28 protein-coding genes are annotated in these 25,927 nt (G+C 71.0%); 10 read left to right on the top strand and 18 right to left on the bottom strand.

Features of this window, described 5'->3' with window-relative positions; all coding sequences use genetic code 11:
* The first annotated feature begins 33 nt into the window (after nt 1-33).
* On the top strand, nt 34-1,716 hold the full coding sequence (locus Q1V88_RS04900) for an FAD-binding dehydrogenase (RefSeq protein WP_300678694.1): 1,683 nt from the start codon (nt 34-36) through the stop codon (nt 1,714-1,716).
* 3 nt (nt 1,717-1,719) lie between these two features.
* On the opposite strand, the gene Q1V88_RS04895 is transcribed toward Q1V88_RS04900, so the two are convergent.
* Nucleotides 1,720-2,046 carry an SMR family transporter gene (locus tag Q1V88_RS04895; protein WP_300678691.1) on the bottom strand — a complete coding sequence of 109 codons (327 nt, stop codon included), beginning with the start codon at nt 2,044-2,046 and terminating at the stop codon, nt 1,720-1,722.
* 64 nt (nt 2,047-2,110) lie between these two features.
* On the opposite strand from Q1V88_RS04895, the gene Q1V88_RS04890 reads away from it, so the two are divergent.
* Together Q1V88_RS04890 and Q1V88_RS04885 are read left to right on the top strand one after the other, a co-directional pair.
* Entirely contained in the window at nt 2,111-2,668 is a 558-nt protein-coding gene (locus Q1V88_RS04890) for a TetR family transcriptional regulator (RefSeq protein ID WP_300678688.1), read from the top strand.
* Nucleotides 2,665-3,351, top strand: coding sequence for a YoaK family protein (locus Q1V88_RS04885; RefSeq protein WP_300678685.1), 687 nt, complete (start codon nt 2,665-2,667; stop codon nt 3,349-3,351). Before Q1V88_RS04890 ends, Q1V88_RS04885 begins: the two co-directional genes overlap by 4 nt.
* Here Q1V88_RS04885 and Q1V88_RS04880 read toward each other — a convergent pair.
* From Q1V88_RS04880 to Q1V88_RS04830, 11 genes are read right to left on the bottom strand one after another with little or no spacing between them, the layout of a single operon-like run.
* Nucleotides 3,341-5,950, bottom strand: a complete 2,610-nt coding sequence (locus Q1V88_RS04880) for a molybdopterin cofactor-binding domain-containing protein (RefSeq protein ID WP_300678683.1) — start codon at nt 5,948-5,950, stop codon at nt 3,341-3,343. The genes Q1V88_RS04885 and Q1V88_RS04880 overlap by 11 nt on opposite strands.
* On the bottom strand, nt 5,947-6,783 hold the full coding sequence (locus Q1V88_RS04875) for an FAD binding domain-containing protein (RefSeq protein ID WP_300678681.1): 837 nt from the start codon (nt 6,781-6,783) through the stop codon (nt 5,947-5,949). The genes Q1V88_RS04880 and Q1V88_RS04875 overlap by 4 nt, the downstream gene beginning before the upstream one ends.
* Nucleotides 6,783-7,601 (bottom strand): MurR/RpiR family transcriptional regulator, encoded by an 819-nt coding sequence (locus Q1V88_RS04870; RefSeq protein WP_300678680.1) that lies wholly within the window; start codon nt 7,599-7,601, stop codon nt 6,783-6,785. The genes Q1V88_RS04875 and Q1V88_RS04870 overlap by 1 nt, the downstream gene beginning before the upstream one ends.
* A 3-nt stretch (nt 7,602-7,604) precedes the next feature.
* Nucleotides 7,605-8,885 (bottom strand): allantoate amidohydrolase, encoded by a 1,281-nt coding sequence (locus Q1V88_RS04865; protein WP_300678678.1) that lies wholly within the window; start codon nt 8,883-8,885, stop codon nt 7,605-7,607.
* The gene (locus tag Q1V88_RS04860; RefSeq protein ID WP_300678675.1) at nt 8,882-10,132 is read right to left on the bottom strand and encodes an alanine--glyoxylate aminotransferase family protein; all 1,251 of its coding nucleotides are present in this window, start codon (nt 10,130-10,132) and stop codon (nt 8,882-8,884) included. The genes Q1V88_RS04865 and Q1V88_RS04860 overlap by 4 nt, the downstream gene beginning before the upstream one ends.
* Nucleotides 10,129-11,475, bottom strand: coding sequence for an allantoinase AllB (allB, locus tag Q1V88_RS04855; RefSeq protein WP_300678634.1), 1,347 nt, complete (start codon nt 11,473-11,475; stop codon nt 10,129-10,131). The genes Q1V88_RS04860 and allB overlap by 4 nt, the downstream gene beginning before the upstream one ends.
* A 10-nt stretch (nt 11,476-11,485) precedes the next feature.
* Complete coding sequence (gene pucL / locus Q1V88_RS04850) at nt 11,486-12,427, bottom strand: factor-independent urate hydroxylase (protein ID WP_300678632.1); 942 nt, start codon at nt 12,425-12,427, stop codon at nt 11,486-11,488.
* The gene (gene uraD / locus Q1V88_RS04845; RefSeq protein ID WP_300678625.1) at nt 12,424-12,921 is read right to left on the bottom strand and encodes a 2-oxo-4-hydroxy-4-carboxy-5-ureidoimidazoline decarboxylase; all 498 of its coding nucleotides are present in this window, start codon (nt 12,919-12,921) and stop codon (nt 12,424-12,426) included. The genes pucL and uraD overlap by 4 nt, the downstream gene beginning before the upstream one ends.
* Before the next feature lie 25 nt (nt 12,922-12,946).
* Complete coding sequence (locus Q1V88_RS04840; RefSeq protein ID WP_300678623.1) at nt 12,947-14,467, bottom strand: AtzH-like domain-containing protein; 1,521 nt, start codon at nt 14,465-14,467, stop codon at nt 12,947-12,949.
* Nucleotides 14,464-15,528: an acetamidase/formamidase family protein gene (locus tag Q1V88_RS04835; RefSeq protein WP_300678620.1), complete on the bottom strand. Its 1,065-nt coding sequence runs from the start codon at nt 15,526-15,528 to the stop codon at nt 14,464-14,466. Before Q1V88_RS04835 ends, Q1V88_RS04840 begins: the two co-directional genes overlap by 4 nt.
* 50 nt (nt 15,529-15,578) lie before the next feature.
* Nucleotides 15,579-15,944 (bottom strand): DUF202 domain-containing protein, encoded by a 366-nt coding sequence (locus tag Q1V88_RS04830; RefSeq protein WP_300678618.1) that lies wholly within the window; start codon nt 15,942-15,944, stop codon nt 15,579-15,581.
* A 61-nt stretch (nt 15,945-16,005) separates the two neighbouring features.
* Between Q1V88_RS04830 and Q1V88_RS04825 the strand changes: the two genes are divergently transcribed.
* Nucleotides 16,006-16,809, top strand: a complete 804-nt coding sequence (locus Q1V88_RS04825) for a thioesterase family protein (protein WP_300678615.1) — start codon at nt 16,006-16,008, stop codon at nt 16,807-16,809.
* A gap of 1 nt (nt 16,810) precedes the next feature.
* On the opposite strand, the gene Q1V88_RS04820 is transcribed toward Q1V88_RS04825, so the two are convergent.
* The 3 genes from Q1V88_RS04820 to Q1V88_RS04810 form a co-directional block, all read right to left on the bottom strand.
* A complete protein-coding gene (locus tag Q1V88_RS04820) occupies nt 16,811-17,089 on the bottom strand; it encodes a hypothetical protein (RefSeq protein ID WP_300678612.1) in 279 nt (92 codons plus the stop codon).
* 24 nt (nt 17,090-17,113) lie between these two features.
* Entirely contained in the window at nt 17,114-17,440 is a 327-nt protein-coding gene (locus Q1V88_RS04815; RefSeq protein WP_300678610.1) for a hypothetical protein, read from the bottom strand.
* Between the two features lie 97 nt (nt 17,441-17,537).
* Nucleotides 17,538-17,993, bottom strand: coding sequence for a hypothetical protein (locus tag Q1V88_RS04810; protein ID WP_300678607.1), 456 nt, complete (start codon nt 17,991-17,993; stop codon nt 17,538-17,540).
* A 122-nt stretch (nt 17,994-18,115) separates the two neighbouring features.
* On the opposite strand from Q1V88_RS04810, the gene Q1V88_RS04805 reads away from it, so the two are divergent.
* From Q1V88_RS04805 to Q1V88_RS04790, 4 genes are all read left to right on the top strand, one after another.
* The gene (locus tag Q1V88_RS04805) at nt 18,116-19,042 is read left to right on the top strand and encodes a hypothetical protein (protein ID WP_300678605.1); all 927 of its coding nucleotides are present in this window, start codon (nt 18,116-18,118) and stop codon (nt 19,040-19,042) included.
* A 74-nt stretch (nt 19,043-19,116) separates the two neighbouring features.
* Nucleotides 19,117-19,452, top strand: a complete 336-nt coding sequence (locus tag Q1V88_RS04800; protein WP_300678602.1) for a hypothetical protein — start codon at nt 19,117-19,119, stop codon at nt 19,450-19,452.
* The gene (gene mshB, locus Q1V88_RS04795; protein ID WP_300678600.1) at nt 19,449-20,360 is read left to right on the top strand and encodes an N-acetyl-1-D-myo-inositol-2-amino-2-deoxy-alpha-D-glucopyranoside deacetylase; all 912 of its coding nucleotides are present in this window, start codon (nt 19,449-19,451) and stop codon (nt 20,358-20,360) included. The genes Q1V88_RS04800 and mshB overlap by 4 nt, the downstream gene beginning before the upstream one ends.
* Nucleotides 20,361-20,408: 48 nt before the next feature.
* Nucleotides 20,409-22,160 (top strand): VanW family protein, encoded by a 1,752-nt coding sequence (locus Q1V88_RS04790; protein ID WP_300678598.1) that lies wholly within the window; start codon nt 20,409-20,411, stop codon nt 22,158-22,160.
* Here the strand turns inward: Q1V88_RS04790 and Q1V88_RS04785 are convergent.
* Nucleotides 22,144-22,575 (bottom strand): hypothetical protein, encoded by a 432-nt coding sequence (locus Q1V88_RS04785; protein WP_300678596.1) that lies wholly within the window; start codon nt 22,573-22,575, stop codon nt 22,144-22,146. The two genes, Q1V88_RS04790 and Q1V88_RS04785, sit on opposite strands and share 17 nt — an antisense overlap.
* Nucleotides 22,572-23,519: a GNAT family N-acetyltransferase gene (locus Q1V88_RS04780; protein WP_300678595.1), complete on the bottom strand. Its 948-nt coding sequence runs from the start codon at nt 23,517-23,519 to the stop codon at nt 22,572-22,574. Before Q1V88_RS04780 ends, Q1V88_RS04785 begins: the two co-directional genes overlap by 4 nt.
* A 65-nt stretch (nt 23,520-23,584) precedes the next feature.
* Between Q1V88_RS04780 and fdxA the strand changes: the two genes are divergently transcribed.
* Both fdxA and dapC read left to right on the top strand, forming a co-directional pair.
* Nucleotides 23,585-23,911 carry a ferredoxin gene (fdxA, locus tag Q1V88_RS04775; RefSeq protein WP_300678592.1) on the top strand — a complete coding sequence of 109 codons (327 nt, stop codon included), beginning with the start codon at nt 23,585-23,587 and terminating at the stop codon, nt 23,909-23,911.
* Nucleotides 23,912-23,927: 16 nt separating this feature from the next.
* Nucleotides 23,928-25,025 carry a succinyldiaminopimelate transaminase gene (gene dapC, locus Q1V88_RS04770; RefSeq protein ID WP_300678590.1) on the top strand — a complete coding sequence of 366 codons (1,098 nt, stop codon included), beginning with the start codon at nt 23,928-23,930 and terminating at the stop codon, nt 25,023-25,025.
* Here dapC and Q1V88_RS04765 read toward each other — a convergent pair.
* The gene (locus Q1V88_RS04765; RefSeq protein WP_300678587.1) at nt 25,015-25,842 is read right to left on the bottom strand and encodes a hypothetical protein; all 828 of its coding nucleotides are present in this window, start codon (nt 25,840-25,842) and stop codon (nt 25,015-25,017) included. The two genes, dapC and Q1V88_RS04765, sit on opposite strands and share 11 nt — an antisense overlap.
* Nucleotides 25,843-25,927: the final 85 nt, after the last annotated feature.

Raw genomic sequence — 25,927 nt, 5'->3', positions numbered from 1 at the left:
CATTCCGACGGTATGGAGCCGTAGGCTCGGGTCATGAGCGCCCCGCAGAGTCGTAGTGCTGAGATCGCCGACATCATCGTCGTCGGCCACGGACTGGCCGGCCTGGTGGCCGCCGCCGAGGCGGCCGACGCCGGCAAGCGGGTGCTGCTGGTGGACCAGGAGCCTGAGCAGGCGCTCGGCGGGCAGGCGTTCTGGAGCCTGGGCGGGCTCTTCTTCGTCGACAGTCCCGAGCAGCGCCGGATGGGGATCCACGACTCGGTCGACCTGGCGTTGCAGGACTGGAGGGGCAGTGCCCAGTTCGACCGCGAGGACGACCTGTGGCCGCGGCGCTGGGCCGAGGCGTACGTGCACTTCGCGCACGAGGAGAAGCGGGCCTGGCTGCGCGAGATGGGGCACCGGGTCTTCCCGATCGTCGGGTGGGCCGAGCGGGGTGACGGTCGGGCCGAGGGGCACGGCAACTCCGTGCCGCGCTTCCACATCACGTGGGGGACCGGCCCCGGCATCGTGGACCCGTTCGAGCGGCGGGTGCGCGAGCATGTCGCGGGCGGGCGGATCAGGTTCGCCTTCCGGCACCGGGTCGACGAGGTCGTGATCGAGGGTGGTGCGGCGGTCGGCGTACGCGGTGCGGTGCTGGAGCCCAGTGGGATCGCCCGCGGGCAGGAGTCCAGCCGGGTCGAGGTCGGCGAGTTCGAGCTGCGCGCCCAGGCCATCGTGGTCACCAGCGGCGGCATCGGCGGCAACCTCGACCTGGTCCGCAAGAGCTGGCCCGAGCGGCTCGGCAAGCCGCCCAAGAGCATGGTGCGCGGCGTCCCGGCGCACGTCGACGGCCGGATGATCACGATCACCGAGGCGACCGGCGCCCGGGTGATCAACCGCGACCGGATGTGGCACTACGTCGAGGGCATTCGCAACTGGGACCCGATCTGGGGCGACCACGGCATCCGGATCCTGCCCGGTCCGTCGAGCATCTGGCTCGACGCCACCGGTGAGCGGCTGCCGGCACCGTTCTTCCCCGGCTTCGACACCCTCGGCACCCTCAAGCACCTGCGCCGCACCGGCCACGACTACTCGTGGTTCGTGCTGACCAAGTCGATCATCGACAAGGAGTTCGCGCTCTCGGGCTCGGAGCAGAACCCCGATATGACCGGGAGGTCGGTCAAGGGCGTCCTTGAGCGGGCCCGCAAGGGACCCGACCCGGTGCACGCCTTCATGGAGCACGGCGAGGACTTCGTCGTCGCCGACACGCTCGCCGACCTGGTCGCCGGGATGAACCGGCTCGCCGACGTCGAGCCGACCGGTCCGCAGCTCGACGAGCACCGGCTGCGCCAGATCCTTGAGGCCCGCGACCGGCAGATCGCCAACCCGTTCGCCAAGGACGCTCAGGTCACGGCGCTGTACGCCGGCCGGCACTACCGCGGCGACAAGCTCAGCCGGGCGGCCAAGCCGCACCGGATCCTCGACCCCGAGCACGGCCCGCTGATCGCGGTGAAGCTGCACCTGCTCTCGCGTAAGACCCTCGGCGGCCTGGAGACCGACCTGGCGGGACGCTGCCTGACCAGTGACGGCACGCCGCTGCCGGGGCTCTACGCGGCCGGCGAGGTCAGCGGCTTCGGCGGCGGCGGGATGATGGGCTACAACGCACTGGAGGGCACCTTCCTCGGCGGGTGCCTGTTCAGCGGTCGCGCTGCGGGCAGGGGGGCAGCCGCGGACCTGTGATGCTCAGGCGTGGGTGCCGCTGAGGTTGAGACCGACCACGCCGCCGATGATCAGCATGATCGAGACGACCTTGATCCAGTCCAGGGTCTCGTCGAGGAAGATCGCTGCCAGCACGGCGGTGGCGGCGGTGCCCGCACCGGCCCAGATCGCGTAGGCGACCGAGACCGGGATGTCCTTGACCACCACGGTGAGCAGGTAGATCGCGCCTGCGTAGCCGGCGACCACGAGCAGGCTCCACAGCGGGTCGGTGAACCCCTTGGCCTTGGGCAGGGCGAGGCTGGCCATCACCTCCACGGCGATGGCTCCGGCGAGCAAGAGTCCTGCGTACATGTCGATCCTCCAGGTGTAGCGCTCGCTACAACGGAGCAACTGTAGCACTCGCTACACTCGCCCCATGACGCGTCGCGAGGATCTGCTCGACCGGGCCACGGACCACGTCGTGGCCGAGGGCCTGATCGGCCTGACCCTGCGCCCGGTCGCCGCCGCGATCGGGACCAGCGACCGGATGCTGATGTACCACTTCGGCTCCCGTGACGGCCTGGTGTCCGCCGTACTGACACGGACGGAGGAGCGCTCGATCGACGCCCTGGAGGCGCTGCCCGCCGTCGACGGGGTCGCCGCCGGGGTGCGGGCACTGTGGGAGGCCTACCAGCAGCCGCCGCTGTCGGGCTGCCTCTCGGTCTACCTCCAGGCCGCGGCCACCGGACTGATCGGCTCGGAGCCGTACCGTTCGATCGCGCGCGAGGTGAACCAGCGCTGGGACGATGCCCTGAGCCGGTACGTCGTCCGCTGCGGCGCCCCGGCCGAGCGTGCCGCCCGGGTCACGACGCTGGTCGACTCGGCCCTGCTCGGCTTCTATCTGGACCTGCCCACCGAAGTTTCCGAGGAATTAACACAGGGCGTGCACGACCTCGCCGAGGCCGCTGAAACCCTCGCTACAGTGCAGCGGTGACTGAGCGACTCAAGGCGGTCTCCGCCCCCACCATGCACCTGTGGCTGATGCTGGTGCTGACCTTCACCACCGGGATCAACGACGCAGTCGGCTACCTCGGACTGGACAAGGTGTTCACCGGCAACATGACCGGCAACGTGGTCGTGCTCGGCATGGCCGTCGTGGGTGGCAACGGCCTTCCGGTGGTCGGCCCGGCGCTCGCCCTGGTCGGCTTCATGGTCGGAGCCGCCCTCGGTGGTCGGGCGTTGCGCCGCTCCGGTGCTGCCTGGAGCCCGATCTGCACCGGGATCTTCGGGGTGGTCGCCGTCCTCATGCTCGCGCTCGGGATCACCCTGCTGATCGACGGCGACCGGCCGGTCAAGCCGCTGGAGGTCACCATCACCACGATCGCCGCCGTCGCGATGGGGATGCAGGCCGCCGCGGCCCGCCACATCGCGGTCAAGGACGTCACCACCGTCGTGGTCACCTCGACCCTGACCGGTCTGGCCGCCGACTCCCGGTTCGGGTCGGGCAAGGGCGGCGGCTCGGGTCGGCGCTTCGCCGCGGTCGCGCTGATCCTGCTCGGCGCCCTGGTCGGTGCCGCACTGCTCAAGGCCCACCTCGGGCTGGCGTTGCTGCTCGCCGGGGTGCTGATCGCCGGTGCCACCGCTGTCGGCGAGTGGCACCGACGCCTCACTGCATGAGCCGCCAGACCCGGTCCCGGCTCATCGGGAGCTCGTAGGGACGGCGCCCGATCGCGTCCCGGACGGCGTTGGCCAGCGCCGGGGCGACCGGGTTGTACGGCGCCTCGCTCATCGACTTCGCACCCCGGGCACCGGTGGTGTCGTAGGTGTCGGCGAAGAGCACCCGGGTCCGCGGCAGGTGCCCCATCTGCGGCAGCCGGTAGTTGCGCAGCGTCCGGGTCAGCACGACACCCTCGCGCAGCACGATCTCCTCCTGCAGGGCCGTGCCCAGCGCCTGGGCGGTGCCGCCCTCGACCTGGCCGGTGAGCTGCTCGGGGTTGATCACCCGGCCCGCGTCGACGGCCTGGACGCTGTCCAGGATCGCGATCTCCCCGGTCGCCGGATCGACGGCGACCCGGAAGGCGTGCACGTTCCAGGCCAGGGAGCGCAGCGAGCCGTCGTGGGTGCCGGTGGCGGTGATCGGCTCGGTCGGGGAGGCGGTGGCGCGCAGCCGGGTGACCTCCATCGCGGCACGGTGCACCGCGACCCCGGCGACCACCGATCCGGCCGAGCCGAACGCACCGGTGTCGTAGCCGCTGGTGTGGGTGTCGGAGACCACCAGCCGCACGCGGCTCGGGGCGATGCCCAGCTCCTCGGCGACGATCTGGACGTGCACGGTCGCGGTGCCGTTGCCGAACTCCGCGGTGCCCACAGCAACCTCGGCCGTCCCGTCGGGGAACAGCGTCACCCGGGCGTGGGAGTAGTGCCCGCGGGGCGGCATCGTCGCGATCATGGTCGCCGCCATGCCCTCACCGACCCGCCAGCCGGCGTACCGCTCGGGAAGCGGCCCGCGGGACTCGGCCAGCGCGGTCTCGGTCAGGTCCAGGCACTGGCCCAGGCCGTAGGAGCCGAAGACCACGTCGGTGTCGGGGGAGTGGCTGGCGACGATGTCGTCGCCGGGGACGACCACGTTGCGCCGGCGCAGCTCCCACGGCGAGATCCCGACCTCGCGGGCCAGGTCGTCCATCGCCGACTCGACGGCGAACTGCACCTGGCCCAGGCCGTAGCCGCGGAACGCCCCCGAGGGCAGGTTGTTGGTGTAGACCACCTCGGCATCGACCCGCTTGTTGGCGACTCGGTAGAGCGCCACCGACTCGTGGGTGGCGTGGAACAACACCCCGACAGCGTGGTTGCCGTAGGCGCCGGTGTCGGACAGTACGTCGATCGAGATCGCGCTCAGCACGCCGTCGGCATCGGCACCCAGCTCGACCGCGACCCGCATCGGGTGCCGCACCGGGATCGCGGTGAACTGCTCCTCCCGGGTCATCTCCAGCTGCACCGGGCGGCCCAGGCGCAGGGTCGCCACGGCCACGACGTCCTCGACCAGCAGCTCCTGCTTGCCGCCGAAGCCGCCGCCGACCCGGGCGGCGATCACCCGGATCGTGGCGGGGTCGCGGCCCAGGATGTGGGCCAGCTCGTCACGGACCAGGAACGGCACCTGGGTCGAGGAGCGCACCACCAGGGTGCCGTCGGGCTCGATCCACGCCCGCGCCCCGTGGGTCTCCAGGGAGACGTGGCTGATCCGGGCGGTCTGCCAGCTGCCGCTGACCCGGTGGGTGGCGCTGGCCAGTGCCGCGGTGACGTCGCCGATCTCGCCGTGGTTGCTGGCCACCACGTTCCGTTCCGGCTCGCTGATCCGGCTGGTCGCGGCGTCCTTGTCACCGTGCAGCAGCGGTGCTCCGGGACGGCGGGCCTCCTCGGGGTCGAAGACCGCCGGCCGCAGCTCGTAGGTGACCTCGACCAGCGCCGCGGCCCGCTCCGCGATCGCGACCGACTCGGCGATGACGGCCGCCACCCGCTGGCCGTGGAAGCGGACCACCTCGTCGAAGAGCCGGGTGTCGTCGGGGTCGTCCAGCCGGTTGTCGTGGCGCCCCGTGGAGTAGAGCACGCCGAGGTCGTCGGCCGGGGTCAGCACCGCGACCACTCCGGGCAGCGCCTCGGCAGCACGGGTGTCGATCGCGGTGATCACCGCGCTGGCGTGCGGAGCACGGACCAGCTTCACGTGCAGCACGCCGGTGTCGGGCAGGTCGAGGGTGTACGGCTCGGCCCCGCACACGATCCGCTTGGCGGCCGGGGCGCCGATGGAGCGCCCGAAGCCGCCCGCGGTCTCCGCGGGGTCTCCCGTCGGGGTCACGGTGCAGCGTCCCGCGAGCGCGTCCTTGATCGAGCGATAGCCGGTACAGCGGCACAGGTTGCCCTTGAACGAGCGTTCGGCCTCCTCCTCGCGCGGTGCGGCGTCGAGGGCGGTCGCGGTGACGACGTACCCGGCGGTGCAGAAGCCGCACTGGAAGCCGGCTGCCTCGACGAAGTTGCGCTGCCGGGCACTGAGGGCGTCCGGGGTGCCCAGGCCGGAGGCCGTGGTGACCTCGGCGTCGATCGCCCGCATCGCCGGGGTGATGCACGAGTGCACCGCGCGGCCGTCGAGCAGGACCGAGCACGCGCCGCAGTCGCCCGCGTCGCAGCCCTTCTTCGGGGCGAGGTCGCCCTGGGCGCGCAGGAACGTGCGCAGGCACTGTCCGGGGGCGGGGATCGCGTCGACCTGGCGGCCGTTGAGCTTCATCGGGACTCCTTGCTCGTGCCGGTGGTGACGTCGGTGACGGTTGTGACCGCTGCGACCGCCTCGACCGCGAGGGTCTCGGTGGTGGCGCGGCGCCAGTCCGGGGCACCGTGCACGTCGTCGTACCAGTGCTGGATGGTCTCCAGGGCGGCGCGGACGGCCTCCGGTGTGGGATCCGGGCCGAGGTCGAGCACCCGAGGTGCCGGGGTGGAGGCGGTCACGGTCAGCAGCACGGTGGTCGGGGTGCGACGGGCGATCACGAGCGCCGCCGAGCGCCCGTACGTCGTCAGCGAGACCCGCCGCATGGCGTACCGATCCGCGAGGGCAGGTCCGGCGACCTCGACCGCCCGCAGCACCTCACCGGGGGCCAGCGACGTGGTCAGCACCCCCTGGACGAGGTCGGCGACCGGCTCGCGCCGCTCGCCCCCCTCCGGGGTCCAGATCACCGCCTCGGCGCCGAGGCCGGAGAAGAGCGAGATCATCGCTCCGGCGGGCAGGGCCAGGCACAGGTTGCCGCCGACGGTGGCGGCACCCTGGATCTTGAACGACATCAGGAACGCGTCGGCGCACTCGCGCACCAGGGCCGCGATCGGGGTCGGCCACGGCGCGGTCTGCACCTGCGCGATGGTGCAGGTCGCCGCGATCCGCAGCCCACCGTCGGGCAGCGGCTCGGCGGCGGGCCAGTTCAGTGCGGTCAGGTCGACCAGCCCGCTGACCGAGGGCTGCGGCTCGGAGAAGAGCCAGGTGCCACCGGCGACCAGCCGTTCCCCGGCGGCCAGCCCCAGACCGGTGCGGTCGCGCGGGGTGCGCCAGGAGTCCACCCAGGCCAGGTCCACTACTCCTCCACCTCCCCGATCTCGTCGTAGGCGCCCGCGATCCGCGAGACCCGCTCGTGGGCGGCGGCCCCGCGGGCCGAGAGCACTCCGTCGGCCAGCACGCTGGCCAGTGCGGCCGCGGCGGCGTAGGAGTCGAACGCCAGGCTGGTCTCCACCTGGCACTCCAGCCAGAGGTCGACCTGGGCGAGGTGGCCGACGTGACCGGTCACGGTCGGATCGGCGATCAGGATCACCCGGGCGCCGGTGGCGCGGGCCCGGACCAGCAGGTCACCGAAGATCCGCGGGCGACGCCGGATGCCGACCACCAGCAGCACCGAGCCGGGACCCAGCGAGGCGAGGTCCTCGCCGATGGACTGGCCCGGCACCGGACCGACGGTGACCGCACCGCGGGCCTGGATCAGGTGGTGGCGCAGGTTGAGGGCGACCGAGTGGCTGCCCCGCCAGCCGAGGATCACGACCTCGTCGGCCTCGGCCAGCCAGGCCACCGCGGTGGCGACCCCGGGCTGGGTGATCGCTGCGGCGACGTGAGCCGCCTGGGTGGCGGTGAGCGTCTCCAGATCGGGGACGCCGTCGACGCGCTGGGGGAGGCCGGCGCTGCGCAGCGTGCGGACGTGCTCGCGGACCTCCTCGAAGTCGGCGAAGCCGAGGGAGCGGAAGAGCCGCGACATGGTCGCCTTCGACACCCCGGCCAGCTCGGCGAGCTCGGAGGCGCGGTAGGTCGCCAGGTCGTCCAGGTTCGCCATCAGGGTGTCGGCCGCCCGCCGCTCCTGGGGGGAGAGCTCGGCGTGGGCCCGCGCGATCCGCTCGTCCAGACGCATCGCTCAGCCCTGTCCGGGGGTGCCGGTGCGTGGGGGCCAGGTCTCGGCGACGGCGAGCACGGCGGCCTCCAAGGCGTCGAGGGCCCGGGCGACGTCGATCTCGCGCACCGACTCACCCGGGTGGTGGCTGATCCCGTCGAAGCAGCGCACGAAGAGCATCCCGATGTCGGCGACCTCGGCGATCGCCATCGCGTCGTGGCCGGCCCGCGACCAGATCCCCATCGGGGTGTGGCTGTCGCGGTCGTCGGTGGCACCGATCCCGTCGATCACCGCCTGCTGGAGCCACGGGGCGCACGGTGCCGCGGTGGCAGCGTGCGTCTCGACGTACGCGAAGCCGAGGCCGCGCGCCTCGCACTCGGCACCGATCTGGGCCACGATCGTGTCGAACATGGTGTCGCGCTCGGCGTCGGTGGCCGCCCGCAGGTCGAGGGTGAAGTCAGCCCGGCCGGCGATCACGTTGACCGCTCCGGGGTGGGCCTCGATCTTGCCGACGGTGGCGATGCACTCGCTGGCCCTGGCCAGCCGTTCGATCGCCACGATCGCCTCCGAGGCGCCCACCAGGGCGTCCTTGCGTCGCGGGTACGGCGTCCCGCCGGCGTGCCGGGCCTCGCCGAGGATCGACAGCACGAAGCGCCGGGCCCCGGCGATGGTGGTGACGTAGCCCAGCGAGCGGTCGGCGGCCTCCAGCAGCGGGCCCTGCTCGATGTGGGCCTCCAGGTAGGCCACGATCGACTCCGGGCTCCGGGCCGCGTCGGCGATCCGGTCGGGGTCCAGGCCGAAGTCGAGGAACGCCTGGCGCAGGGTGATCCCGGCTGCGTCGGTCTGCTCCCACCAGGCGGGGTCCCAGCGTCCGGCGACCGACTGCGAGCCGAGCAGCGCCTTGCCGAACCGTGCGCCCTCCTCGTCGGAGAAGCCGACCACCTCGAGCGCGAACGGCAGCGCCGTGCCACGCAGCCGCTCGGCGACGGCGATGGCCAGCATCACGCCGAGCATCCCGTCGTAGGAGCCGGCGTCGGGGACGGTGTCGAGGTGACTGCCCAGCACCAGAGCCGGGCCGCCGGGCACGGGGCCCTCGCGGCGGCCCCACTGGTTGCCGGCGGCGTCGACCCACGGCGCCAGTCCGGCCTCGGCCATCCACTGCGCCGTCTGGGCGTTGGCTGCCGCGTGCTCGGGGGTCAGGTAGGTCCGCTCCAGCAGCCCGGGGTGGGCGGTGAAGGCGTCGAGGGCGGCGCAGCGCGCCAACACCTCGGCAGCGTCGATGGCACCGGTGTCGATGGCGGTCACTGGTAGACCTCCTCGGCAGCGCGCACACCGCCGTCGGCGGCCAGGGTCACGCCCTCGGCGCGCAGCACCTGACCGAGGGCGGCGAGGGTGGTCAGCACGGCGTCCTTGCGTGCGTTGTAGCCCATCGTCCCGATCCGCCAGACCTTGCCGTGTAGGGGACCGAAGGAGGTGCCGATCTCGATCCCGAAGTCGTCGAGCATCGCGGTGCGGACCCGGTCGCCACCGGAGGACCCGAGCGCGTCGGGGATCCGGACCGCGACGACGTTGGTCATCTTGTGCGCCAAGTCGCCGAAGGTGTCCAGCCCCAGGCCGGTGACCCCGGCGAGCATCGCCTCACCGTGCAGAGTGTGTCGTGCGACGGCGGCGTCGACCCCCTCTTCGACCAGCAGGCTGGCGGCCGCGTGGGCGGCGTACAGCATCGAGGTGGCCTCGGTGTGGTGGTTGAGGCGACGGGGGCCCCAATAGTCCATGATCTGCGCCAGATCGAAGTAGTTCGACGCGATCACCGGACGGGTGCGGCGACCTTCGGCGGTGTCGTCGTCGGCGGTGCGGACACCGGCCTCGACCTGCTTGCGGGCGTTGATCCGCTCTGCGGCGGCCGGGCTGATCGTGATCGGAGCCGAGCCGGACGGACCGCCGAGGCACTTCTGCAGCCCGGCAGTGGCCACGTCGATGCCCCAGGCGTCGGTGTGGAACTCGTTGCCGCCGATGGAGGCGGTGGCATCGACGTAGAGCAGCGCCCCGGCGTCGTGGGCGATCCGGCCCAGGTCGGCCAGCGGCTGGCACATCGTGGTCGAGGTGTCGCCCTGGACGATCGCGATCAGGTCGGGGCGGACCCGGGCCACCGCCGTCTCGATCAGCGCGGGGTCGACCACCTCGCCCCACGGGACCTCCACGGTGTGCACCTCGGCACGGCAGCGGGTGGCGATCTCGACCAGGAGGTGGCCGAAGCGACCGAAGATCGGCACCAGCACCCGCATCCCCGGCTCGATCAGGGAGACCAGGGCCGCCTCGATCCCGGCCCGGGAGGTGCCGTCGACCAGGAAGGTCTGCTCGTGGGCGGTGTCGAAGACGGTGCGGTACAGCGCCATCGTCTCGGTCATGGTGTCGGTCATGAACGGGTCGAACTGACCCACCAGCTGCAGGCTCATCGCCTGCAGCACCCGGGGGTCCACGGTGATCGGCCCCGGCCCCATCAGCAGCCGCGGCGGGACCTGCAAGGGGGACCGGTGGGTCGGATCGGTCATGCGCTCACCTCATCGGGTCGGCGGAGCTGGGTGCCCCAGCTCCAGTCGGGGTGCTCGACGTCGAGGGCGTTGCCGCGCACGATCGAGCGGGTCACACGGCCACCGAGGCGGAGGCCGTCGTAGGCGGAGATCGGGTTCTTGTGGGCCAGCCGGGCTACGTCGATCCGCAGCTCCACCCCGGTGTCGTAGATCGCCAGGTCGGCGTCGGCCCCGACCTCGATCCGGCCCTTATGGGACAGACCGACCAGGTCGGCGGTGGTGCGGCTCATCCAGCGGCTGACCTGGGCCAGCCCGAGGCCACGACGTCGTGCCTCGAAGGCGACGGCGCTGAACCCGACCTGGAGACCGGAGACACCGCCCCAGGCCTGCTGCAGGTCGCCGTCGCCGCGGGTCTTCTCCTCGACCGTGGCCGGGGAATGGTCGGAGACCACCACGTCGATGATCCCCTCGCGCAGCGCCGCCCACAGTGCCTCACGCGTGCCGGAGTCACGGATCGGGGGACAGCACTTGAACTGGGCGCTGGCGTCGGGGATCGTCTCGGCGGCGAAGGTCAGGTAGTGCGGGCAGGTCTCCACCGTCAGCCGCAGGCCCTCGTCCTTGGCGTCCTTGATCAGGTCCAGGGGCTCGGCGCTGGCCAGGTGGAGCAGGTGCACCCGTGCCCCGGTCTCCCGGGCACCCTGGATCACCGTCCGGATCGCGGCGACCTCGGCCGCGTCGGGGCGCGAGACCAGGAAGTCACGGTAGGCGCGGCTCGGCGGCGTCGGGGCCTCGGCGAGCACCGTCGGGTCCTCGGCGTGCACGATCATCCGGCCGTCGAACCGGGCGATCTCAGCCAGGGCGCGGTGGAACTGCGGTGTGCTCAGGGGCGGGAACTCGTCGACGCCGCTGGGCGAGAGGAAGCACTTGAAGCCGAACACCCCGGCCTCCCACAACGGCTCCAGGTCGGCCAGGTTGTCGGGCACGGCGCCGCCCCAGAAGCCGACGTCGACCATCAGCTGCTCGGCGGCCGCGGCCTGCTTGCGCCGCAGCCCCGCCACCGTGGTGGTCGGCGGGATCGAGTTGAGCGGCATGTCGATCAGGGTGGTGGCGCCCCCGAGAGCAGCGGCCTCGGTGGCCGAGGAGAACCCCTCCCAGTCGGTGCGGCCGGGCTCGTTGATGTGGACGTGGGTGTCGACGATCCCCGGGACGACGTACGCCGTCTCGGGGACGCGCAGCACCACGCCTTCGACCTCGGCGTCGGCCCCCTCGATCGAGGAGATCACGCCCCGGTGGAACCGGAGGGTCGCAGGGACGAAGGTGTCGCCGACGAGCACCCGGGAGGCGCTGACGGCATCGATGCGCATCGCGAGGACCTCAGGCGAAGGCGGGGATGCCGGCCCAGGCCCGAGGCTGGGGGGCATGGTCGTCGTCGACCACAGTGGTCTGGATCAGGCCGTAGCACCGGTCCGCGGCGTAGAAGACCTCGCCAGGGTTCTCCAGACCGAACGGGGCCAGGTCGACCACGAAGTGGTGCTTGTTCGGGCACGAGATCCGCAGCTCGACGATCTCGGGGAACGCCTCCAGCACGGCGGCTCCCATCGCGTAGATGGTCTGCTGCAGGGCCAGGGAGTGGATGTCGGCGAAGGTGTCGAGCAGGACCTTCTTCACGCCGTCGTAGAGGGCGTTCCAGTCCCGATCCTGGCCCGCGGCGTCGTCGGCGAAGCGCCACCAGGCCGTCACCGAGGTCGCCATGATCCGGTCGTCGGTCTCGCCCAGGGCGGTGTAGCGATCGCGCGGGAAGCCGTGGAACTCGCTGCCGGTGGACTTCATCACGACCAGGTCGCTCAGCCCGGCGACCACGAAGGTCTCGGCCTGCTCACCCGAGCCGTAGGTCTGCACCACGCAGGTGCGGGTCTCGGTGCCGGTCCGGGCGAAGGAGTGGCCCGCGCCCAGGGTGCCCTCGCCGATCCGTGACCAGGCGAACTCCTCGGCCTTGAACCAGGTCGAGTCGACGTACGGCTGCTCGGCCCAGTAGCGCGAGAGCCCGATCAGGAACTCCTCGACCGAGGTGATGCCCCACTCCCGGGCCTTGGCGTAGACGGTGTTCTTCTGGGTGTCGGTGGCGTGCACGTGGGAGTTGTCGCCCTCGGTGAACGCGGTGTCGAAGTCGCCGCGCAGCTGGGTGGTGACGTTGAGGTCGTGCAGCACGTGCACCTGGCCCGCCTCGTCGGCACTGGGGTAGCCGGCCGGTCGATCGACCTTGACCAGGCGGACCTCGGCCTTGCCGTACTGGTTGGCGCCTACCTTGATCGTCACGTGAAGAGTCCTTCCAGGCGTCGCAGGGCGATCTCGCCCAGGTTGCTCGCCGTCACGGCGAGCTCGGTGGTGGGGTCGTTCGTGAGCCGCTGCTCCAGGAGCGCCAGGAGCTCCTCGGCCGTGCGCCCGGCCGCGCGGACCAGGTAGATCCGGCCGAAGCGCTCCTCGTAGGCTGCGTTCCCGGCCTCGAGCCGGGCGGCCAGCGTGGCGCTGGCCAGGCCCAGGTCGGCCTGCTCGGCGTGGCTCATCGCCGCGCTGGCGCCCTCGCCCCGGTGGCGCTGGCCGATCCGGGGATGGTCGGCCAGAGCGCCCTCGACCTCGGCGTCGGTCCAGGTCGAGACCTGGATCCGGGCGCGCTCCAGGAGCGCGCCGAGATCGGCGTACGGGCGATCGGCGACCACCTCGCGGGCGAAGGAACCGATCGCCACGCACGGGGCGATCAGGGCCTCAGCGACGGCCGCCGAGGCCGTGTTGAAGTCGTCGAAGCTGCTCACATCGTGAGCGTAAGAAACGGATGTTTCAGAAGCGTGTCAGTTGTTTCACGACTGACAACACGTCCTTGTCACGTCCCGGAGCGGCGATCAGACAGACCCCGCACGGCAGCCCTTCGGCGGTCGTGAGCGGCACGGTGACGGCCGGGAGACCGCCCAGGCCGGCGATGCTGGTCAGCCGCATCGTGGCCTCGCGGATCGCCTGGGTGTCCTCGCTCGGACGCGGCGCCACCGAGCTGGCTGCGGGCAGCACCAGGATCCGGTCGCCGACGAAGGCGCGGATCGCGTCGCGGGCGACGTCGGCGGCCTCGGCAGCGGCTTCGGCGGCCTCGTCGGTGACGTCGCGTGCGGTCTCGAACCGTGCGCGTACGTCGTCACCGAGCGTGTCCAGCCGGGTGGCGAGCCACGCGCCGTGCACGTCCCAGGCCTGCTGTGCCTGGAAGGTGACGTAGACCTGACGCCAGGCCTCCAGGTCGGCGTCCCAGCGCTCGCGGCGCGGTGCGGCGGGCAGGGCGTCGATCCAGGCGCGGATCGCGGCGGCGACGTCGGGCTGGGCGAGGTCGAGCAGGCTGTCGACGACGACCAGGTCGGCCGGGGTCGCGCTCGGCACCCGGTGCGAGCCGGGGAGCAGTGCCTCGCCGACGCTGGCGAGCAGGGCCGCGTCGCGGGTCATCCAGCCGACGGTGTCGAAGGTCGGGGCCAGCGGGAGCAGGCCGTCGACCGGGATGGCCCCGTGGCTGGTGCGGATGCCGTACAGGCCCTGGTAGGCGGCCGGGACCCGGATCGAGCCGCCGGTGTCGGTGCCCAGGCCGATGCTGGCCTGGCCGAGGCTGACCGCACTGGCCGAGCCCGAGGAGGAGCCGCCGCTGATCCGGTAGGGGGCCTGCGGATTCGGCGGGGTGCTGTAGTGCGCGTTGGTGCCGGCCAGGGAGTAGGCGAACTCGTCGGTGCGGGCGATCCCGCGTACATCGGCGCCCTCGTCGAGCAGGCGCTGCACGGCCCAGGCGTGGGTGGTCTCCGGGGTGGCCTGAGCCAGCCAGGCGGGGTTGCCGGCACCGATGGGCTGGCCCGCGACGGCGTACAGGTCCTTGACGGCGACGCTCTCCCCAGCGAGGTCGCCCTCGGTGTCACCGGCCACGAGCGGGTCGCCGACGACCCGCCAGATCCGGGTGTCCAGGGCCGGTGCGGGGACCGAGACGTGGGCGGCGGTGACCTTCCAGCCGTCGTCGAGGCGGGCCCAGAGCTGGCTCTGCTGGCCGCGTCCACCGGTGGCGAGCTCGGTGACGGCGACGATCAGGGCGTGGTCGGCGTCGATCGCCTGGACGTGGGTCTGGACGATTCGCCTCCAGGGCTTGCCGTCGGCGGGGACGGCGCGGTTGCCGCGGAAGGCGCTGATCTGGTCGTGCCCGACCAGGAGGCCGTTGGCGTCACCGCGCAGCGTGCCGGGGCCGGGGGCGAAGAGTCGGTCCAGCTCGGCGAGGTCGTTGGCCATCAGGGCGCGCTCGTACGCCCAGAAGGCCTCCTGGAGCGTGTCGTGGGGGTCGCTCATGCGAAGTCCGACTTCCTGATGGTGGCGTGTACGCCCTTCACGATGTCAACGACCTGGCTGATACGGAAGTCCGTGGCCGCCGAAAGATAGGCGTAGGCGAGCCGCTGATCCATCCCGAAGCGGGCCTGGATCAGGGCGATCGCTGCCCGGACCGCCTTCCGCATCGCCTCGTCGAGGTCCTCGTCCATCCCGGTCGGGATCAGGAACTCGGCTGTCTCGGCCAGCGGGCCAGTGAGCTCGCCGAACTCGCGCAGGGCGTCCTCGCGGGCGATCACGGTCAGGGAGAGGGTGGCGCGCAGGCTGGCCTCCATCGCGGTCAGGCTGACCTCGCCGTCGCCCTGGGCGAAGTGCGGGTCGCCGACGTAGGCCAGCGCCTCGTCGACCTGGACGGGGAGGTAGAGCGTCGAGCCGGCGGTGAGGAGCCGGATGTCGATGTTGCCGCCGTGGGAGCCGGGCGGCACCGAGTGCGGCCGCTGGCTGCCGGGCACGGCAACGCCCATCACGCCCAGGAACGGGGCCAGCTCGAACCTGACGCTCGGCGCCTCGCCCTCGTGGCGGGGGAGCAGCCCGAAGCGGCCGTCGTCGGAGACGGAGGCGAAGGCGCTGTAGACCGGCGCGTCGTCCAGCGGGTAGGCGTCGGGCAGGGCGCCCTTGGCGTGCCGGTTGCTGATCACGCCGTAGGGCACGCGGGGGAGGGTCTCCTCGACGGTGAAGGCGAGCAGGTCGCCGACCCGGGCGCCCTCGACCGCGATCGGCCGGGAGACGACGTGCGGGCCGTCGACGCCGAACGTGCGCGGGTAGTCGCTGGCGGCCAGCTCGATGGCGTCGCGCAGCACCTCGGTGGCGCCGTGGCGGGTGAAGAAGGCCTCGGGATCGCGGCCCTGGTCCTCCAGGAGGCCCTCGTGGCTGAGGGTGTCGATGGTGAGTCGGGTGCCCGAGGCGACGCTGAGGATCGGGGAGTCAGCGGCGCACGGGAGCCGGCCCCACAGGCTGGTCTCGACCCCGGAGGGGAGGTACGTCGTCGAGGTGATCGGTCCGGCGCCGGGCTGCAGTGCACTCACGGTCGGTGACCCTAGGGGCCGAATGTTTCAGGCTTGTGAGACGACACCCCTCACAGCACGAAGGCGACCGACAGCGCGACCGCGACCAGGCAGATCCCGGCAGCGATCCAGCCGGTGAAGCCGAAGCCCGGCAGCGGCAGCCCGAGGCGCATCGCCTTCTCGGTGCGGGCCCAGCGGATCGAGGCGCCGACGGCGATCGCCCCGGCGCACAGCAGCAGGGCGATGACCAGCACCGTGCGCACCCAGACGGTCTCGGGGACGCGCAGCGAGTGCAGCGCGACCGCACCGGCGATGATGCCGAGGCAGGTGCGGACCCAGGCCAGGAAGGTGCGCTCGTTGGCGAGGCTGAAGCGGGGGTCGGGCTCGTTGCCGTGGGAGTAGACCGCGCTGGGTCGGCGCTCGGGCCTGTCGCTCATGGGCTTCAGTGTGGCGGGTCCAGATGAACAGCGGAGGTTACTGGTCAGTAATATCAAGAGCATGGCGCAGTACGACGACGACATCGCGGTGCAGGCTCTGGGCGAGGGACGGTTCTCGGCCGACCTCCTGGGGGAGTGGACGGTCGGGGGTGGCCTCAACGGCGGCTACCTGCTCGGCGTGATCGGCAACGCGATCCGCCAGGTGGTGCCGGCCAAGCCCGACCCGATCACCGTCAGCGCCTTCTACCTCGGCCCGGGGCGCCCCGGACCTGCCGAGGTGGTCACCGAGATCAAGCGCGACGGCGGCTCGCTGGCCGTCGTCGCCGCGGACCTGGAGCAGGAGGGTTCGAAGCGGATCAGTGTGCTGGCGACGTACGCCGATCGGGCATCGATCAGCGGCGAGGTCCACACCACTGCCGTCGAGCCCGAGCTGCCGCCGGTGGAGGCGTGCGTCTCCACCGACGCGATGGGCCCGGCGATGCTGGAGATCGCCCCGATGTACCGCAAGTTCGAGATGCGCTTCCCGGCCTCGCGGGTCGGCTGGGCCCAGGGCGCACCGAGCGGCGAGGGGATCATCGAGGCCTGGTTCCGCTTCCGCGACGACCGCCCCGCCGACGCCTTCTCCCTGGTCACCATCGCCGACCTGCTGCCCCCGGTCGCCTTCGACCTGGGCCTGCCCGGTTGGTCGCCGACCCTGGAGCTGACCGTCCATGTCCGCGGGGTCCCTGCCCCGGGCTGGCTCAAGGTCCGCCACGCCACCCGGAACCTGGCCGACGGGATGTTCGAGGAGGACTGCGAGATCTGGGACTCCGCCGGCCGCCTGGTCGCGCAGAGTCGGCAGCTGGCGCGGACGCCCCGCGCCTGAGTCATTCGACGACGACGCCGTTCTCGACGACGCCCAGCGCGGTGCTGTCGCGTTGGATCCGGTACACGTCCGGGCCTGAGGACGTTGATCCCTGCCCTCCGAGGACGGCGACGACGTCGCCCAGAGCCTTGATCCCCGTGAGGGCGACGTCGATGTCCTCGGTGCCGTTGAAGGGAAGCATGACCTTGACGGTGTCCTTGCCTGCGACCTTCGGGCCCCAGGCGTCATCGACTGCGATCGTCACCGTCACCTCGCGCCAGTCGGCGTCCTTGCTGTCCACGGGGACCGGCGTGCCGGCAGCGAGTTACTCGCCGCTCTCGTCGCTGGCCACCGTGCCTGCGAAGGCCACGACTGCATCGATGACATGGCCGTGAATCACCCCGTCGGTCACAGGCTGCGGTGTCGCCCCGTCCACGATCACGGTCTGGTTGGGCAGGTACTCCGCGAGAGTCTGCGCGTAGTCGGAACCATCGGCTCCTGTGGCGCGGGCGCGCAGAGAGCTGATGACAGCCGTCGCCGCGTCATGCTCCTGCCCGGCCTTGGAGTTGTCCGAGCAGCTGGTGAGGCCTGCCGTCACGACCGGCAAGGCGAGAAGTGTGCCGAGGATCCGGTATCGGGTGTTCCGTGCCATCGAGACTCCCTGTCGGGCTGGCGGGTTGAGGGATGCGGACTGGGGTCAGTAGTAACCGTCGATGTGTGGGCTGAGCCGGGGTGGATGCACGCACCGGCTAGTCCCCTGACCAGCCCCAGACGTAGATCTCGGTCGGACGCCCGTCATCGTGCAGCGTGGCGATCCGTCCGCTCCAGGGTTCACCGATGAGGTCCTCGAGCGGGTTCTGTGGGCCAAGGGCCAGAACCCGATCCACGTCGGCCGTGGTGGGATGCTCGGTCGCGAACGTCGACAGGTACTCCGCTGCGGTCAGCGGCTGGATCGCTCCTGATCCGCCGTCGGCGTCGATGCCCTCCGTGTCGAGGACCGAGTGCGTTCCCGACTCCCAATACTCCTGAAGCCCCTGGGCGGCGCTCACGTCGTCGAGGGTGGTGGGAGTGGGCGCTTCCTCATCGTCGTCCTCGAAGGGCCAGATGAAGGCACCGGTGGCCACCACGTGCTCCTTCAACGCGTGCAGCGACGCCGCCTCGTCCGAGGTGTAAGGGAATCGATAAGACCAACCTGAAGCGCCCATGCCCTGCCACTCGTTTGTCCGCTGGGAGTCCTTCGTGACTCCTGGCGGGAGTTCGCCCATGCTTCCAGGCACTATGGTCCATTCTTCCCGGTATCGGCAGGTTCTCGGCGAAAGGATTGTCGATGGAGTTCGGTCCCCACGTAGCGCCGGCTGGGCTGGCGGCGATCATCAACCTTGAGGTCCCGACGGACCCAGCCGTCTGGGAGGAGGTGGTCCGGCCGTGGGCTGAGGGTGGTGTGGCGGCGTTGGCCTCGGGGGCGGTGGAACGGTTGCTTGCTGCGCCGGCGTTGACGACGAGGAATCTGGCTCGGAACACGGAACCGCTTGGGCTGCCGGGCACGCCGTGGGGATCCCTTTCGGTAGAACCGGAGGACCGCCGTCGGAGCGGTCCGTTGTACGCCTGGACGAAGCCGACGTGGGCGAAGTTCCTCAAGGCGTTAGGCGAGAACCCGCGTCATCTTGGGGTCTCGTTCTGCAGTCTTGATGAGGAAGGCTTCAGCGGCGGAGGAGTCACGTTCCGGTTGGCTGCGGGTCTGGGAGTTCTCCCTCGGGGGTGGGGCGCCCTGACTCTGTTTCAGAAACCGGTCGGCGACGCTGAGAGAGACGACGTGGCTCAGAGGTGGGTGGATTTCGTGAGGGATTTCGTTTCGTCGGTGCCGGTCCCGGTCGCCTTCGGATCGATCGATCAAGATTTGAGCGTTTATCAGACGCCGTTCGAGGAGTCCACGCGGACGAGGTTCGGTGGGGCTTTGGGGACCGGTTTCCTTCGAGGCTATTCGTGGGTCACGATCGTGGGTGCCAGTGCGATGGAGCGGATCGGCGGGATCGAGGCGTTGCGCTCTTCGGGTGCGTTCGTCTCTGTGGACGAGGTGGGGTTCGGCTCGGTGATGGTCCAAGCGACCGAGCGGCTCAGTGACTACGACGAGGAAGCTGTTCGTCGTGTGTTCGAGGCTCTGGCACCAGCGCTTCCGGCAGGCAAGGCGCACCCGACCTTCGACGCTCGCGCGCGGCTGGTCCTGAGGGACGCAGCGGAGGTTGCTCCACGCTAGGTCGTGGCCTTGGAGGCGCGGGGCGCTCCAGCCCCGACGCGACCAGACCGACCACCCCGACTAACCTGCCGCACATGGAGCCTCAGTCCCAGCCCAGCCGCCTCGGGCCCCGCGGTGTCTTCTTCGATGAGGACGCTGCCCGCACGGTGATCGCCCGGCTGGGTGCCGAGGGGTGGGAGAGCGAGCTGAGTCGCGACCACTTCTCCGGCGAGGACGACGACGAGGACCATCCCTGGACCGTGACCACCGACGCCCCCGGCCTGGTGCTGGAGATGATGGTCGACGAGTTCGACGGCTGGTTCGAGGACGCCCCGAGCGTCGAGAGCAGCCCGCTCCCACCGCTCCCGCCCCTGGATCTCCCGGCGGCCCCGAAGCGCATCAAGCGCCCCGACCTAGGATCGAACCCGTGACCCGACCTGCCCAGCGCCTCCTCCTCGTCCACGCCCACCCCGACGACGAGTCGATCGGGAACGGCGCCACGATGGCCAAGTACGTCGCCGAGGGCCGCGGCGTCACCCTGGTGACCTCCAACGCCGGGGAGATGGGCGAGGTTCTCGTCCCCGAGCTCGAGCACCTGGCCGCCGACCGCGACAACACGCTCGGCGAGCACCGCCGCGGTGAGCTCGCCGACGCGATGGCGGCCCTCGGGGTCACCGACTACCGCTTCCTGGGTGGCTACGGCACCTACAGCGACTCCGGGATGGCCTGGCACGAGGACGGCCACGCGATCGCGGCACCGAACACGCCCGACAACGCCTTCTCCAAGGTCGACCTGACCGAGGCCGCCGACAAGCTGGTCGCGATCATCCGCGAGGTCCAGCCACAGGTGATGGTGACCTACGACCAGTTCGGCGGGTACGGCCACCCCGATCACATCCAGGCCCACCGGGTGGCGATGTACGCCGCCCAGCTGGCCGCCGTGGCGTCGTACAGGTCCGACCTCGGCGAGCCCTGGGAGATCTCCAAGATCTACTGGAACGCGATGTCGTGGTCGATGATGCGCGACGGGATGAAGGCTGCCCGCGACGCGGGTGTCGAGACCCCGTTCAGCGGCACCGACCTCGACGGTCCGCCGCCGTTCTTCGCCGTCGACGACGACGCGATCGCGGCCCGGATCGACGGCACCGACCACTTCGACCAGAAGATGGCTGCGCTGCGGGCCTACCCGACCCAGATCGCCGCCGACGGACCGTTCTTCTCGATGGCCAACGCCCAGGGCGGCTCCGCGTTCGGCTACGAGGTGTATCGCCTCGCTGCCGGGACAAAGGGCCCGACAGGGCCGAGTGGGTTCGAGGAGGATCTGTTCGCGGGCCTGTAGCCTCGCAGGGTGGGTGATCTCTTCTCTGACGACACGGCAGAACGTCCGGTGGTCACGGCTGACACGGCGAAGTCTGACCGCAAGCGGGGGATCGGAGCCTTCGTCGCGGTGATCGTCGCGCTGCTGGTCGTCGTCGGTGGCGTCTGGGCGGGTGCGTACGCCTTCGCCGACAACAAGCTGCCGCGCAACACCAAGGTCGGCGGCGTCGACATCGGCAACCTCAGCCCTGCCGCGGCGCAGAAGAAGCTCACCACCACCCTCGCTCCGACCGCCGAGCAGAAGGTCACCGTCACGGTCGGCTCCAAGAGCGTCCAGATCACGCCGCAGGCCGCCGGGATCACGCTCGACGCCGCCGGCACCGTCGCCGAGGCCGGCGTCGGACAGAGCTGGAACCCGAAGGACCTGTGGAACCACTACACCGGTGGGTCCACGATCGCGCCGGTCGTCACGGTCGACAAGGCCGCCTTCGACAAGGCGCTGGCCAAGGTCAACTCCGGGGTCGGCGTGGCGAAGAAGGACGGTGCCGTCGCCTTCACCACCGACGGCGTCAAGGTCACCGACGCCGTCGTCGGCAAGGGTGTCGATGCCGGGGAGCTCCAGGCCGGTCTCACCGAGGCGATCACGACTTCGTCGGGTCACCGCAGCCTCGACCTCAAGGTCGTCGACGACGTGCCCGCGATCGACTCCGACGACGTCCAGAAGGCCGTCACCGAGTTCGCCAACCCCGCGATGTCCGGACCGGTCACGCTCACCTTCGGCAAGTCCCCGATCGTGCTGCGCCCGGCGCAGTACGCCGGCCTCATCTCGCTCAAGGCGACCGACGGCTCCCTCGTCCCGACCGTCGACGCGACCAAGTTCACCGCCCTGCTCAAGGCCTCGACGGTCGCCCGCGCCGACGCACCGGTCGACGCCACCGTGGTGCTGCGCAACGGTCACCCGACCGTCGTCCCGGCCAAGCCCGGTGTGAGCTTCGACGCCGAGCAGGCCCAGACCGTCTTCACCCAGCTGCTCACCAAGCCCGAGGGCCAGCGCACCGGCACGATCAACTCCAAGACCGCCGACCCGGCGGTCTCCACCGCCGACGCCGAGGGGTGGAAGATCAAGGAGAAGATCTCCAGCTTCACCACGTACTTCCCCTACGCCGAGTACCGCAACATCAACATCGGGCGGGCCGCCGAGCTGGTCAACGGCACGATCATCAAGCCCGGTGAGACGTTCAGCCTCAACGGCACGGTGGGGGAGCGCACCCGCGCCAACGGCTTCACCGACGGCTGGACCATCCAGGAGGGCGTCTTCAAGTCCGACCTCGGCGGCGGTGTCTCGCAGATGGCGACGACGACGTTCAACGCCGCGTTCTTCGCCGGCCTCCAGGACGTCGAGCACCACGCCCACTCGCTCTACATCTCGCGCTACCCGGTCGGTCGCGAGGCCACCGTGGCGTGGGGCGCCAAGGACCTCCGGTTCAAGAACAACACCCCCTACGGCGTGCTGATCCGGGCCGCGATCAAGAAGGCCACGCCTGGCAGCCAGGGCGTGCTGACCGTCTCGATGTGGTCCACGAAGGTCTGGGACATCACCACCAGCACCGGGGCACGGTACGCCTCGACGCCGTACAAGAAGCGCGACATCGCCGGTGACAACTGCGAGGCCACCGTCGGGGCCAACGGCTTCCAGATCGACGTGAAGCGCTACTTCCACAAGCCGGGCCAGAAGGCAGTGGTCAAGACCGAGAACTTCCACACCACCTACATCCCGCAGGACGCGGTGACGTGCACCGGGACGGTCAAGAACCCGGCGTAGCCACCACGCTCGGCGTCTCGACGCTGATCGCCTTGGCGATGTCGCGGACCGCCTGACCCGACGCCGCCCAGTCGCCGACCATCTCCTCGCGCTCCAGGGTGCGGCCGCGGCGGACCTGGACCCACCAGCGCTTGCCGAAGAACATCCGGCCGACGATGGCGAAGGGGAGGACGGCGAGGATCAGGATGAACTCCACCCCGGTCAGCATCACCAGGATCAGGATCGGGGCGAGCAGCACGAACAGAAGCCCGAGCACCAGCGCGAGCGCCAGCCCGGCCAGGTCGTCGACGCCATCGATGCCGTCCAGGATGCTGGTGAGATCGCGGTCGGGCTTCAGCTTGCGTGCCTTCGGGTTCCACGGCACCCACCGCCGATGCACCCGCCACGTCTGACCCGACGGGTCCTTCACCTTCATGCCGAGAAGTCTGGCGCACCCAGGTAGCGCAGCGTGTGGTGGTGGGAGAATCCGAGACGCTCGTAGAGGTCGAACGCGCCGGTGTTCTCGGTCTCCACGTGCAGCCAGGCGGTGCGAGCGCCCTGCTCGGCACCCCACTCCAGCAGCGCCGCCATCAGCGTCCACGCCACACCGCGTCGCCGATGGTCGGGGGAGACCGCGAGCTGGTGGATGCCCAGCCAGTCCCCGTCCAACGCCGCCTCCCCGGTGCCCCAGACCTCCCCGGCGGGGCCGGCGGTGATCACCACGCGCGGCCCGTCCACCGCGACCGACAGCGGGGCCGCCGGCTGCCGTCGTACGCCGGCCAGCCGCAGCGCCCGGGAGACCGATGCCAACGCCAGGTGGGCGTCAGCCCCCTCGATCGGCGTCCAGCCCAGCGCACGTAGGGCGGCCTCAGTCGGGGAGTCGAGCTCGACCTGAGCCAGCGCCGGACGTCCGCGCTCGGCGTAGAACGCCTGCACCCGCTGGGCTGCCAGCGAGAGGTCCAGACCGGGATCGCCCAACGCCAGACACGAGTTGGCCCGCTTGATCAGGCGCCGCGCCCCGTCCCCGGCAGCCGCCGGGTCGTAGTCCCGATCGGTGCGCAGCTCCCACTCGCCCAGCCCGATCCGCTCCACCCCGGGCCAGATCGGCCCGGCATGGGACTCCGCCTGGCGCGCCGAGACCCGGAGCCGGACCGAGGGGCGCGGCGGCACCGGCTTGCCCGAGACGATCAGCTCGATCGGGACCGCGACCGGAGCCCCGGAGGCCGGCTGCACGACGCACAGACCGTCGGCCCACGACGTACACACGCCGAGCACATCGGTGAAGGCAGGTCCGCCGGTAGGACCCTTCCGGCCCGGGACGAGGCGGCGCACGACGATGCGGGAGCCGACGACATGTGGACCCAGGGCGGTGGAAGGCACCTGCACAGATTAGGCTGGCTCTGCATTTCCTTTGGCCTTACCCATGCTCCCTCAGGAGGATCCAGATGACCTACGTCATCGCCCAGCCGTGTGTCGACGTGAAGGACCGCGCCTGTGTCGACGAGTGCCCCGTCGACTGCATCTACGAGGGCAAGCGGATGCTCTACATCCACCCCGACGAGTGCGTCGACTGTGGCGCCTGCGAGCCGGTCTGCCCGGTGGAGGCGATCTACTACGAGGACGACACCCCCTCGGAGTGGAAGGAGTACTACGACGCCAACGTGAAGTTCTTCGACGACCTCGGCTCGCCTGGCGGCGCCACCAAGATGGGCGTCATCGACAAGGACCAGGCCTTCATCGAGGCACTGCCGCCGCAGAACACCGACCACTGACCCGGTCGGGCCCCGCATGTACCAGGTCTCGCGTCAGCTCCCCGACTTCCCGTGGGACAACCTGACGTCGTACGCCGCCACCGCCCGCTCGCACCCTGACGGGATCGTCGACCTCTCGGTGGGCACACCGGTGGACCCGACGCCCGCCGTCGTGCAGAAGGCGATGGTCGACGCCGTCGACTCGCCGGGCTACCCGCTCACCATCGGCACGACCGAGGTGCGGCAGGCGGCGATCGACTGGCTCGCGCGCAACCACGGTGTCACGGGGCTCAGCCTCGATGCGGTCATCCCGGTGATCGGCTCCAAGGAGCTGATCGCCTCGCTGCCGCTCCACCTCGGTGTCGGCCCCGGCGACCTCGTGGTGTTCCCCGAGCTCGCCTACCCGACGTACGAGGTCTCAGCTGCGCTGGTCGGCGCCGACACGCTCGCCGCCGACTCGCTCACCGCGATCGGGCCGGCCGTGCCGAAGATCCTGTGGATCAACTCGCCGTCCAACCCGACCGGCAAGGTGCTCCCCGTCGAGCACCTGAAGAAGGTCGTGCAGTGGTGCCGCGAGCGCGGCACGCTGCTCATCTCCGACGAGTGCTACATCGAGTGCGCCTGGGACGCCGAGCCGGTCTCGGTGCTCCACCCCGACGTCTGCGGTGGCTCCCACGAGGGCATCCTCGCGGTGCACTCGCTCTCCAAGCGCTCCAACCTGGCCGGCTACCGGTGTGCCTTCGTGGCCGGTGACCCGGTCGTGATCGGCGAGCTGCTCGCGGTCCGCAAGAACCTGGGCCTGCAGATGCCCGGTCCGCAGCAGGTGGCGATGGTCGCCGCGCTCTCCGACGACGAGCACGCCGCGGCCCAGGCCGAGGTCTATGCCGCCCGCCGGCTCAAGCTGCGGGGCGCCTTCGAGGCGGCCGGCTTCACGATCGACGACTCTGAGGCCTCGCTCTACCTGTGGGCGACCCGGGGCGAGTCCTGCTGGGACACGGTGGCCTGGCTCGCCGAGCGCGGCATCCTCGCCGCTCCCGGCGACTTCTACGGCACCGCCGGCGCGCAGCACGTCCGGATCGCGTTCACCGCGACCGACGAGCGCGTCGAGGCCGCGGTGGCACGCCTCACGGCGTAACGGTCAACACCAGGGGGCCGGGGCTCTTCGCATTCGCCGAAGCCCCGGTCCACTGCTCTTTTCCGGACCAGACCCGGCCGTCGTACTTCACGCTGGTGACGCCGAGCCGGTTGGCGTAGGCCACCGTCCACTGCGCGATCGCCCAGCCGGTGGCGGCGTTGGCGGGGGTGAGGGTGACGGCCCGGCCGGTGATCACCGGGGTGCCGGCATGGGTGCCGAACGTGCGGACGAGCTTGGCGCGAACCGTGGTGGCGCTGCCGGCCTTGAACGAGCCGAAGCGGCAGGAGAACGCCGCCGGGCTCTGCCCGGTCAGGGCGCTGGCCAGCGCCCGTGCACCCGGCTCGTGATCGGCGTACGCATCGGGGAAGGCGCTGCGCTGCACCTTCTGCGCGGCCACCGTGATCTCCATCGTCTCGTAGCCCTTGACCCGCACCAGCGCGTCGTAGAACGCGTTGGTCGCGTAGGTCTCGTCGGTGATCTGCTTGGCGGTGCCCCAGCCCTGGGAGGGGCGCTGCTGGAAGAGCCCGAGGGAGTCGCGGTCGCCGTAGTTCAGGTTGTAGAGCTTCGATTCCTGGTACGCCGTCGCCAGCGCGATCGTCGCCGCCCGGGCGGGCAGGCCCCGCTTGACCGAGATCGCGGCGATCAGGGCGGCGTTGCGGGCCTGCTCCGGGTTGACCCGGGCATCGAGCGAGTTGACCGTGGCACGGCACTCGTCGGGGAGGAGGCGTGCCGCCTTGTCACCGAACTGGCGCCAGGCCACTGTCGCTGCTGCCGCCAGGAAGGCGACAACGACGACGGCGGTGAAGAGACGTCGCATCAGAGCCCTTGTTCGTCGCGGGAGTTTCGCGATTCATCCTCCCCGACGCGCCCAACATGTTCTAATTCGACGTCGTGTCGAGGCG

The sequence above is a fragment of the Nocardioides sp. genome, from assembly GCF_030150155.1.
In the GTDB taxonomy this organism is placed as follows: Bacteria; Actinomycetota; Actinomycetes; order Propionibacteriales; family Nocardioidaceae; genus Nocardioides.
Note: the sequence above shows the minus strand (reverse complement) of the source record. Positions and strands in the feature narration are given on the sequence as shown.